Genomic DNA, 11,154 nt, shown 5'->3' with positions numbered 1-11,154 from the left:
ACAGTGAGCCTAGGAGGCTTTTCTTTCGATTCCATTCGCATCACCCTATTATTATTTATTTCTATTTTAGCATATATTTTATATCATAATAACATATAATAAGTGTTATTTTAAAAAAATATAGCGTAACGTTTCGTTATGTAATATAATAAAGCCAAAGAAGGGAGGTATTTACTTATGGATCTACAGGCAGTTGTTCAGTTAATCGGAAACGTTGGATTTCCCATTGCTCTTTCTCTGATTCTTCTCCAGACGATACTCATCAAATTCAACAAACAAATGGATGGATTAGAGAAACGCTTGGCTCAGCTTGATAAGACGATGAATCTGATGGTTAAGACGTATCATCAAAGTACATCAAAATCTGCTATTCGCCAGGATAAAAAAGAAGACGGTTGAGATTAGATTATCTGTATCTTATGAGCAAATAAACTCCATTCAATTGAATGGAGTTTATACTGCGTTATGTACCCCGTTATATCGTATTGGTGAAAAGGATCTTCTCCAGCGATTTTTCTTGGTGAGGATCTCATTGGTACAACGGAACTGTCAGGGGAATCTTGGCGGATTTAGCAGCTACGATTACCTGGTTTAGTTCGCTGGATCTGTGAAGAGTTTCAAAAAAGAAACTTATATGAGAATATTATGCAACTTTTGAATGAGCAGTTCAGTCTATTATTATGAGGACAGATCAACGAGGAGGATATTTAAATGGACTACAAAGGGAAAGTCGTGATTATCGGCCTGCTATTTGGGGCTTTATTAGCAGGATGCAGTCAGAATGAAAATTCGCCTTCAACTCCTTCACCCACTCCTACAACTGAACAAAGTCAGAATGAAAATTCGACCAATAAAGCAGGTGAAGAAATGACAGAAGCAGAGCCACTATCTTATACAGCAGAACAAAAAAATGAAATTAGTGAAGCTGCTAAGAAAGCCGGATTAGATAAAGTCTACATCCCCACAGTAGGTTTAGGTAGCGATGATTACATGGATCGTGTTGAAGTTAAAGACAATCAAGTCCGTATTGTATTTATTCGTGGTTCAATCACTCAATCCAAAGAAGAACTTAAACCAACTGCCGAGATTGCTTCGACTAAAGAAGTAGCGCTTTCTAAAGATGTATCTGGGGAGTGGATTGCTAAAGAGAATGAAGTACCGTATTTATACTTTGAGAAAGACGGATTGTATTTCAGTATGAGTTCAGCAAAAACCTTTTCTCAGGCTGAGTATGAGAGAGCGGCCGCTTCGCTTGAACCCTTAGAGTAAAGTTTTCTAGCTATCTGCTCACTATGAAGAGATAGTTTTTTTGTGCCGTATTACTGCGTAACGTTACGCTATATAATATTATAATAACTAAGCAATACCAACTGACCTTTGGAATGTGTGGGGTACACATCCACAAGGCCATACCCCGTTCAGGTTATTGCTATACCAAATAGACGGAGGTAATTTATTATGGCAGCAGGTGTTGATACATTAAACGTAGTAAGTTCATCGATGGCGAATTGCTTGGTTAGCAATGGTCAAACTTTTGTAGGTCGCTACTATCGACCGGCGGCTTCGAATTTTTACAGCAGTCGTTTGCAAAATGCTGAAGCACGTACCATTTCCAATGCGGGTCTTTTTATCATTTCCATTTTTCAGTACAATTCGAGAACAGCGTCTTACTTTACCAGTAGCCAAGCTCATGCAGACGGTGCTACTGCTGTAAATCAAGCAGTGGCTGCCGGTCAGCCCTCTGGCACGCCCATTTATTTTACTGTGGACTACGACGCAAGCGCAAGTGATCTGAGTAATTCTATTATTCCTTACTTGAACATTGTAAAAACCTATACCGACAGTTACGGCTATCAGCTAGGGATTTACGGGGGATATAGAACAACGACAACAGTCGGTGCAGCTATTCCGGGCATTTATCGTTGGCAGGCTAGTGCTTGGAGCAGTGGTCAGAATGACCCCAATCGACGCCTTTATCAGTACGCAATCGAACAATCCATTTGCGGTGGGACTTTTGATAAGAATGAGAGCAACGGGAACACTGGAGGATGGAGATTGTAGTAGACATTCAACGAAGAAGGGGCTGTCCCAAAAGTAAATATTATTCTTATAAGTGGAAACAAAACCTATAGCTTTTTCAAAGCGTAACAGGTAAAAAAGGAGCGATTCTCCGTTATTGGAGGACCGCTCCTTTGCGTTTCTGGTCGTTCGCTGCTTGCTTCAGCAGGTTGTGGGCGAGCGAAAGCCAACCGACCTCCAGCGTCACTTTTTCCAAGCCGCGAAGCAGAAAGCGCCGGAAGCCCCGGTTATTCTTTAATTGTCCAAATACACTTTCCGGCTCCGTCATTCGACGTACGGCCAATAGATAGCCTTCCTCGCTTCGGAGGATTTCTTTCGCCTGTTTCTGGTATCTAAGCCGCTCCAGACTGACTGCGATTTCCCGGTTTCCGCTTCCCTTCGTGCAGTTTTCTTTTAGCGGACAACCTCCGCAGCTTTGACTTTGGTAGTGACGCTTCTTAATTTCGTATCCACTCTCTGTGGTTTCCTTGCTTTCTCGTTGGAAATACAGCGGGTGTCCAGCTAAACACGTCCAGCGATCCTCGGATCCGTCGTAGGTCCAGTTCTCGATTTTTCCGACGTCGGCTTTCCAGGCTTTGCTCTTTTCTTTGTGGTAGGTGCTGTATTTCACGACGGCCTGTATCTCGCTCTTTTCCAGATAGGCGTAGTTTTCTTCACTTCCATAGCCGGCATCTGCAATGACCGTCTTTGGAAGTTCCCCGAGGAATTGCTTTGTTTTTTCCAGATGTGGTTCTAAACAGCGGGTGTCACCCGGTCTTTGATGGAGACTGTAGGCCACAATAAACTGGTTTTCGGTCCCGATCTGTAGATGATAACCTGGCTTCAGTTGGCCATTTCGCATGTGATCTTCTTTCATCCGCATAAACGTTGCCTCTGGATCGGTCTTGCTGAAACTGTTACGGTCCCCAAGCAGTTTTTGATATTCTTCGTACTTCTGCAGTCGGAGAAGCAAATCCTTACGCAACTTCCGAACCGTCTTTTTTAGGGGCTTGTCTTTCGGTTTTTCGGCAAGCTGAGCTTCAAGCTTTTGCACGGCTTGTTCGAGTTTCTCAATGTCCATTTCTGAACCCGTGCTGAATTCAGCCAGATCTTTGCCCTGGTTCTTTTGTTCTTCCTGCTCTTCCGCTGCGTCAATGTCAGCGAATAGGGCCTGTACCTTATCTTGCAGTTTCGCTTTGTGTTTGCTGACCGCTTTGCTCCAGACAAAGGTGTAGTGATTGGCATTCGCCTCAATCTTAGTGCCGTCCACAAAATAATGCTCCAGAGACACGTATTTTTCGTTAGCCAGAAACTGAAGCACGGCGGTAAATACCGTTTCGAGGACATTTCTCATCCGCTGGGAACGGAAGCGATTCAGCGTGCGGAAGTCGGGTCGCTGCCGTCCGGCCAGCCACATGAAGGGAATGTTCTCCCGGACCGCTTTAGCGATTTGGCGAGACGAATAGATTCGCTGAGTGTAAGCGTAGATGATGACTTTGGTAAGCATTTTAGGATGGTAGCTGTCACGGCCGCCGCCGGGATAGGCCGCGTCAAAAATGGCGTTGTCCAGCCGATTGACGGCGGCATTCACGACGCGAACGAGGTGATTTTTCGGGATATCTTCTTCCAGATCCATTGGCAAGCAAAGTTGGTCCATGGTATATTGGATGTACAAAGAAATCGCTCCTTTGGGAATGGTTGGGTGGTACCTCCATTTTACCAAAACGAGCGATTTTTTTGTTTCTTTTTTAAGGATGGACGAGCCATTTCCCGCTCAAACAGCGGAGAGGACGGAACGATTGTGGAAAAGCGGCAGCGGTCGCCTTGGTCTCCGGATTTTCACCGCTAGGGGAATGAAAAAAAATCTGGAGACCACAGCGATTGGAACAACGGTCCGTTCGCGCAGCGTTCACCCAAGTACTCACGTTGATCCTACTACAAACTAAAGAGCTGTCCCAAGCAGCCACTTCATGGCTTTTGAGACAGCCTCTTCTTTGATGGCTTCAACTTCTGTAACGTCAACATAGATGAAATCCATACACGAATGACATCACGGTTAGGTACAAAGTTATCAAGACCGCTGTACTCCGTTGCTAAGAAACGCCGAAACCAGTTCATATGCTTCCTGTATTCTTCTAAGGTGCGCTCTGCCGCCCCTGCCGCTTGCCTTGCGGCATAGTAGCGGGTAAACAGCTTGTCCAGTGTCAACGTCTCAGGGCGAGGTTTCTCGGCTTCCTGAAGCGTGGAGCGGGCCGTTTCCAAGACCGATGGAGTAAGGCGGTCTAATAACCGCTGAGGGATGTCTAAATTATTCTTTCTTTGTCCCCGTTTATGTTTATGGGCTGTTTTTCCTTTGTTCACATTCATAATGGATACCTCCCGTTAGATTCTCCTCTAACGGTCACGAACACAAAAAAAACGCACCAGACCGCTGTTCAACAGTCTAGTGCGTTTATGTCATATCCACCACAATATCTTATGTGGCGGGGCATTTTAAGGAATGGCGGAGAGGATGGGATTCGAACCCATGTGGGCTTTCACCCTAACGGTTTTCAAGACCGCCCCGTTATGACCGCTTCGGTACCTCTCCAATGCATTTGAATTTCACATGCATTAGGAATTATACCACGCCCGACAAATAATATGCAACTATTATTATTGAGTTGTTTTTGCAGAAATGGATTTCACATTACGCATATACGGCTGCAGGCATTCCGGAATCAGCACACTTCCGTCCTCCTGCTGGTAATTCTCCAGGATAGCTGCAACCGTACGTCCTACAGCCAGCGCAGAGCCGTTCAGTGTATGCACGAATTCAGGCTTCGCCTTCGGCTCCTTGCGGTAACGGATATTGGCCCGGCGCGCCTGGAAGTCCTCGGTGTTGGAGCATGAGGAGATCTCGCGGTACATGCCGCTCTCAGGCAGCCACACCTCAAGATCATACGTCTTGGCAGAGGTGAAGCCCATATCTGCCGTACAGAGCAGCAGGACGCGGTAGGGCAGCCCCAGAAGCTGTAGCACGCGTTCAGCGTCGGCGGTCATCTTCTCCAGTTCCTCGTAGGAGCTCTCCGGATTGGCCAGTTTCACCAGCTCCACCTTGTTGAACTGATGCTGGCGGATCAGACCACGGGTATCGCGTCCGGCTGAACCGGCTTCCGAGCGGAAGCAAGAGCTGTAGGCCACATGATACTTCGGCAGATCGCCAGCGGTCATAATCTCTTCACGGTAATAGTTCGTCACAGGCACTTCTGCCGTAGGAATCAGATAATACTCTGTATCCCGCAGCTTGAACAGGTCCTCTTCGAATTTGGGTAGTTGTCCCGTTCCATAGAGGCTGTCCTTATTAACAATATAAGGCGGCAGCATCTCTTCATAGTTATGTTCCCCGCTATGCAGGTCCATCATGAAATTGATCAGGGCACGCTCCAGTCTGGCACCCAGTCCTTTATAGAAGACAAAGCGGGAACCCGTAACCTTCGCCGCTGCCTCAAAATCAATGATATCCAGCTGCTGTGCAAGCTCCCAGTGGGATTTCGGAGTGAAACCAAGCTCTTTGGGCTCTGACCAGCGGCGCACTTCAACATTGTCTGCCTCGGAGGTGCCCACCGGCACCGATTCATGCGGAATATTCGGGATGCTCATCGTCAGCTCGTCAATTTTGACCTCAAGCTCACGCACCTCGTCATCCAATTCCTTAATCCGGTCAGATACCGTTCGCATTTCTGCGATCAGATCATCAGCCGGTTCACCATTCTTCTTCTTCTTGGCTACGTCTCCGGACACAGTGTTCCGGCGGTTCTTGAGCCCTTCTGTTTCCTGAAGCAGCTCACGGCGGCGCTGATCCAGCGCCGGGAAGCCGGCAATCAAATCCAGCGACTTTCCTCTCTTATTCAGTGCTTCCTCTACTCTTGCATAATCGCTGCGCAATACTTTAACATCTAACACAAAGTTTCCCTCCTGAAAACAGCCCAAACTCTTTCAAATTGCTGTTTTGTTTGCAGCTTTGAAAGAGTCAAAGTGTCCTTATATGCGGTTCTATAGATTGGCTGCAATACTGTCCTCTACCATGTCGGCAAAATATTGATGCAGCCTGTAATCATCAGTCAATTCCGGATGAAACGAGCAGGCCAGCAGATTGCCTTGGCGCGCAGTTACAATCTCATCCTTATAGAGGGTAAGCACATCAACATCAGGACCCACCTCGTCAATAAGCGGGGCGCGGATAAATACCGCCCGCACGGATTCAGCAATCCCCTTAACCTCCAGGTCACATTCAAAGCTTTCCCTCTGGCGGCCAAAGGCATTCCTGGCCACGGTAATATCCATCAGCTCCAGATGGCCGGCTTCATCTCCGGCAATCCGCTTCGCCAGCACGATCATACCGGCACATGTACCGAAAATAGGCTTACCTTGACCCGAGAACTCACGGATCGCTTCAATAAAGCCATATTTGCGCATCAATTTGCCAATCGTCGTACTCTCACCACCGGGAATGATGAGGCCCTCTATCCCGTCAAGCTCCTCTATACGCTTAATAGGCAGGCCTTGTGCGCCGGTCTTCTCAATACTGACAATATGCTCTGTAACAGCGCCTTGAAGCGCCAACACTCCAATTCTCATCCGGAAGCCTTCTCTCTATTAACGGCCGCGTTCCGACATACGTTCAGCCGGGGACAACGTGGCGATATCAATCCCCTTCATCGGAGTGCCCAGATTCTTGGACACTTCAGCAATCAGCTTGTAGTCCGTGAAGTGGGTTGTCGCTTCGACGATGGCACGGGCGAATTTCTCAGGATTGTCCGATTTGAAAATTCCCGAGCCGACAAACACCCCGTCAGCACCCAGATGCATCATGAGCGCGGCATCAGCAGGCGTAGCTACGCCACCGGCGGCAAAGTTAACAACAGGCAGCTTGCCCAGCTCGTGAACCACCAGAAGCAGCTCATAAGGAACACCCAGCGTCTTAGCTTCATGATATAGCTCATCAGGCGAGAGGCCGGTTACCTTGCGGATTTGGCTGTTGATGTGGCGCATATGGCGGACAGCTTCCACGATGTTGCCGGTTCCCGGCTCACCCTTGGTACGGATCATAGAAGCCCCTTCGCTAATCCGGCGCAGTGCTTCTCCAAGGTCCTTGGCTCCGCATACAAAAGGAACCGTGAATTCGCGTTTGTTGATATGGAACACTTCATCGGCAGGAGTAAGTACTTCACTCTCATCGAGATAGTCTACACCCAGAGATTCGAGAACCTTGGCTTCCACATAGTGGCCGATCCGCGCTTTGGCCATCACAGGAATGCTCACTACCTTGATAACCTCTTCTACAATAGTAGGATCAGCCATACGTGCGACACCACCCGCTGCGCGGATATCAGAAGGTACACGCTCCAGAGCCATAACGGCAACTGCCCCTGCGGCCTCAGCAATTTTCGCCTGTTCTGCATTCATGACGTCCATAATGACGCCGCCTTTTTGCATTTCTGCCATGCCTCTTTTGACTCGCGAAGTTCCTGTTTCCATGTCTACGCCTCCCGTTAGATCTAACCTAATCTAACTTGTAATTCTACCGCAAGGCTGTAATATACACAACCTATTTACTGGGATTTTATCGTGAAACCGAGGTCAGCGCCCCTATGAGACTAGAACAGGTTTTTAATTCCTTTGAACAGATCACCGAAAAAATCACCGATGGCTCTCAGCAGCAGCTTGAACCAGCCCGCTTTCTCCGCTTCCTCGGCAGTAATCAGGTTCACCGTCTTCTCTTGCGTCTGAGACATTCCTTCAATCTTATAGGAATACGTGACCTTACCTACCTTGCTGGCTCCGGCAATCGGTGCAATCAGCGTAGCCGGATCATTCGTGACCACTGTAGTCTTGATCTGCGGCGATACAGTACCCTTAGGAACCATGAACGTTACACCAGCGTCCGTTACTACGGATACGTCTTTATTCTTGCCCTTCAGCACAGGCACAGTTTCAGTGCCGGCAATCACGGCCTTAGGCGCAACTACCTGCTTAATCTCAAAATTATTAAAGCCGAAATCCAGCACCTTCTTCGTTTCGGTGAAACGGTGGGCTTCGGAGTCTGCTCCCATTACTACGCTGATAAGACGCATACCGTCACGCACCGCTGTACCGGTGAAGCAGTTACCGGCGTTAGTCGTATGTCCGGTCTTCAATCCGTCCAGTCCCGGATAAGCGTAAGCCTTGAAATTGGGGATATCCTTGTTGGCTTCCAGCATCCAGTTATAGTTAATCATCGGCTTCGAATCACGCTCACGGAATTTATACGATTGGATTGTCGTAAAATCTGTAAACTCCGGATGATCCGTAACAATATACTTAGCAAGAATAGCCGCATCCATTGCAGACATTACCGTCTCACGGTCCTCTTCAGGCCGGTATTTAGCAGGCATGTCTTTCCGGTCAAGACCGGTGGAATTAATGAAATAAGCCGTCTTCATGCCCATCTTCTGTGCGGTCTCATTCATCTGGGTCACAAACTGCTGCTCCGAGCCCGACACCAGTTCAGCCAAGGCAACGGTAGCATCATTGGCAGAGCCTACCGCCATAGCTATGTAGAGTTCTTTAACCGTATGTTCATCGCCCGCTGCCAAAAAAATACGCGATCCTATCTGCTTGGAAGCATTCTCCTGTATAATTACTTTCTGGTCCCAGGAAATCTTGCCGCTATTCACCGCTTCTGTGACAAGATATTCTGTCATCATCTTCGTCATACTCGCCGGAGGCATAGGCTGGTCCGCATTAAGCGAGAGCAGAACCTCACCTGTAGTAGGCTCAATCAATACTGCCGATTTCAATTTCAATCCGAGGGATTCCACGGTTGGAATCTTGGCTACTGCCGTTTTGGCAGGGGTAGCCGCCGCCTTGGTTCCAGCCTCTGTTGTAGCCGGTTTATTCACTGCCTCTGCCATCGCAGAAGCCGCAGGAAATGCTAACATATTTAAAAGCAGACCTACTGTCGCTGTCTTAATCACAATTTGCTTACTGCTTAGTTTTCGCTTGGACTTCAATGATTACTACTCTCCTTTAATCCTCAGATCAGTGCTTGTTCTATTCTAACACAGGGGTATCTGCAAAAAAAGACAGACAGGACTAAATTAGTCCTGTCTGTCAGCAAAAATAGGCGATTCTTCCCGGCTTATAGGGAATAGTTCGGAGCTTCCTTGGTGATCTGCACATCATGAGGATGACTCTCACGCAGGCCTGCTCCAGTGATCCGGATGAACGAGGTATCATTGCGCAGTTCTTCTAATGTCTTCGTTCCGCAATAGCCCATACCGGAGCGCAGTCCGCCGATCAATTGGTGAACCGTGTCTGACAACGGCCCTTTAAAAGCTACACGGCCCTCAATACCTTCCGGTACCAGCTTCTTATCATCATCTTGGAAGTAACGGTCTTTACTGCCCTGCTTCATGGCGCTCATGCTGCCCATGCCACGGTACACCTTGTATTTACGTCCCTGATAGATTTCCGACTCTCCGGGGCTTTCTTCCGTACCAGCGAACAGGCTTCCCATCATGACTGCAGCAGCACCAGCGGCGATGGCCTTGGTAATCTCTCCGGAGTACTTAATCCCCCCGTCTGCAATCACTGGAATACCGTATTCACGGGCTACTGTCGCACAATCGTAGATCGCAGTAACCTGCGGAACGCCGATCCCGGCAATTACGCGGGTAGTACAGATAGAACCTGGACCGATACCCACCTTGATTACGGAGGCTCCTGCTTCAATCAATTCGCGGGTAGCTTCGCCTGTAGCCACATTACCGGCTACAATCGTTAGATCAGGATAAGTCTCGCGCAGCTTACGCACTGCATCGATAATATTAATGTGATGGCCATGTGCGGAATCCACGGTAATCAGATCCACACCGGATTTTACCAATGCTTCTGTCCGTTCAAACGTGTCCTTGGAGATCCCAATTGCCGCTCCAACCAGCAAACGTCCGTGGGCATCCTTGGCACCGTTGGGGAACTGGATGGCTTTCTCTATATCTTTAATAGTAATGAGACCTTTGAGAATATTATGCTCGTCTACCAGCGGCAGCTTCTCAATCTTGTGACGCTGCAGAATGCCCTTCGCCTCTTGAAGAGTGGTTCCTACAGCAGCCGTAACGAGATTCTCATGAGTCATCACTTCTTTGATCTGAATATTGAAATCATGGATGAAACGCAGGTCGCGGTTCGTCAGAATACCGACAAGCTTGCCCTCTTCATCTACGATAGGCACACCCGAAATGCGGTATTTGCCCATCAGGACTTCAGCGTCGGATACCCAGTGGTCCGGCGTAAGTGAGAATGGATTGGTAATAACCCCGCTCTCCGAGCGCTTCACACGGTCCACCTCTTCTGCCTGCTGCTCCACGGACATATTCTTATGAATAATGCCGATTCCGCCCTCACGGGCGATAGCAATCGCCATAGCGGCTTCTGTGACTGTGTCCATACCTGCACTCATCAAAGGGATATTCAGCTTCACATTCTTGCTGAGTACAGTGGTTAGATCCACTTCCTTAGGTAATACCTCGGATTTACGCGGAACCAGCAGCACATCATCGAAAGTGAATCCCTCTTTACCAAACTTATCTTCCCACACCTGGGTCATTCCTCCTCTAAATTCTTTTCTCTACCCGCCCGCCAACTTATGAATAAAGAAACTCCTGCGTCAAGTCCATACCCGATAGACAGCGGTAGAGGCCTGGGAGTTATACATAATCGTGTCTTCTGTTAAGGTTTGAGAGGCTTGTCCAAAAATATATTAGAGCTATCTTAGCAAAGGGCATTTGGCCTGTCAAGAATATTACACTGCCCTGTGAAGGGATTAGGCAATCCGGCCTCCGGTAAGCGAATTCTTGGACTAAAGTCCGTCTACAGTGGACAACGGAGCAGCTCTTGGCGGCATGGGCTAAGTAATTGGATAAAATTCAACTGCTTCCTTTAAATGTTACATCGCTATCTCTCAGACTGTGTCCAGGCATTCCAGAATATACAAAAAAGCCATTGTCGAATTGTCGACAATGGCTCATGTGTGCTTGGCAACGTCCTACTCTCCCAGGACCCTTCGGTCCAAGT

At 48.1% G+C, this 11,154-nt stretch carries 10 protein-coding genes and 1 tRNA gene; 3 read left to right on the top strand and 8 right to left on the bottom strand.

The annotated features are described in order from the left end of the window. The first annotated feature begins 177 nt into the window (after positions 1-177). From C162_RS01895 to C162_RS33985, 3 genes are all read left to right on the top strand, one after another. On the top strand, positions 178-399 hold the full coding sequence (locus C162_RS01895; RefSeq protein ID WP_036690640.1) for a hypothetical protein: 222 nt from the start codon (positions 178-180) through the stop codon (positions 397-399). Between the two features lie 312 nt (positions 400-711). Then, a complete protein-coding gene (locus tag C162_RS01890) occupies positions 712-1,269 on the top strand; it encodes a hypothetical protein (RefSeq protein WP_036690636.1) in 558 nt (185 codons plus the stop codon). 189 nt (positions 1,270-1,458) lie between these two features. Continuing rightward, entirely contained in the window at positions 1,459-2,061 is a 603-nt protein-coding gene (locus tag C162_RS33985) for a DUF1906 domain-containing protein (RefSeq protein WP_051493144.1), read from the top strand. 112 nt (positions 2,062-2,173) lie between these two features. On the opposite strand, the gene C162_RS01880 is transcribed toward C162_RS33985, so the two are convergent. From C162_RS01880 to guaB, 8 genes are all read right to left on the bottom strand, one after another. Next, entirely contained in the window at positions 2,174-3,733 is a 1,560-nt protein-coding gene (locus tag C162_RS01880; protein WP_036690634.1) for an IS1182 family transposase, read from the bottom strand. A gap of 293 nt (positions 3,734-4,026) precedes the next feature. Then, entirely contained in the window at positions 4,027-4,425 is a 399-nt protein-coding gene (locus tag C162_RS01875) for a hypothetical protein (RefSeq protein ID WP_036690633.1), read from the bottom strand. Positions 4,426-4,559: 134 nt separating this feature from the next. After that, positions 4,560-4,648 (bottom strand) — tRNA-Ser (locus C162_RS01870). Between the two features lie 65 nt (positions 4,649-4,713). Further along, positions 4,714-6,003: a serine--tRNA ligase gene (gene serS, locus C162_RS01865; RefSeq protein WP_036690631.1), complete on the bottom strand. Its 1,290-nt coding sequence runs from the start codon at positions 6,001-6,003 to the stop codon at positions 4,714-4,716. A gap of 90 nt (positions 6,004-6,093) precedes the next feature. Continuing rightward, positions 6,094-6,678, bottom strand: coding sequence for a pyridoxal 5'-phosphate synthase glutaminase subunit PdxT (gene pdxT / locus C162_RS01860; RefSeq protein WP_036690629.1), 585 nt, complete (start codon positions 6,676-6,678; stop codon positions 6,094-6,096). 18 nt (positions 6,679-6,696) lie between these two features. Beyond that, the gene (pdxS, locus tag C162_RS01855; protein WP_036690627.1) at positions 6,697-7,578 is read right to left on the bottom strand and encodes a pyridoxal 5'-phosphate synthase lyase subunit PdxS; all 882 of its coding nucleotides are present in this window, start codon (positions 7,576-7,578) and stop codon (positions 6,697-6,699) included. A 119-nt stretch (positions 7,579-7,697) separates the two neighbouring features. Continuing rightward, positions 7,698-9,092, bottom strand: a complete 1,395-nt coding sequence (locus C162_RS01850) for a D-alanyl-D-alanine carboxypeptidase family protein (protein WP_036690624.1) — start codon at positions 9,090-9,092, stop codon at positions 7,698-7,700. A gap of 128 nt (positions 9,093-9,220) precedes the next feature. Continuing rightward, positions 9,221-10,678: an IMP dehydrogenase gene (gene guaB, locus C162_RS01845; protein WP_036690642.1), complete on the bottom strand. Its 1,458-nt coding sequence runs from the start codon at positions 10,676-10,678 to the stop codon at positions 9,221-9,223. Between the last annotated feature and the right edge of the window lie 476 nt (positions 10,679-11,154).

Source organism: Paenibacillus sp. FSL R7-269, assembly GCF_000517865.1.
Lineage (GTDB): Bacteria > Bacillota > Bacilli > Paenibacillales > Paenibacillaceae > Paenibacillus_AQ.
Note: the sequence above shows the minus strand (reverse complement) of the source record. Positions and strands in the feature narration are given on the sequence as shown.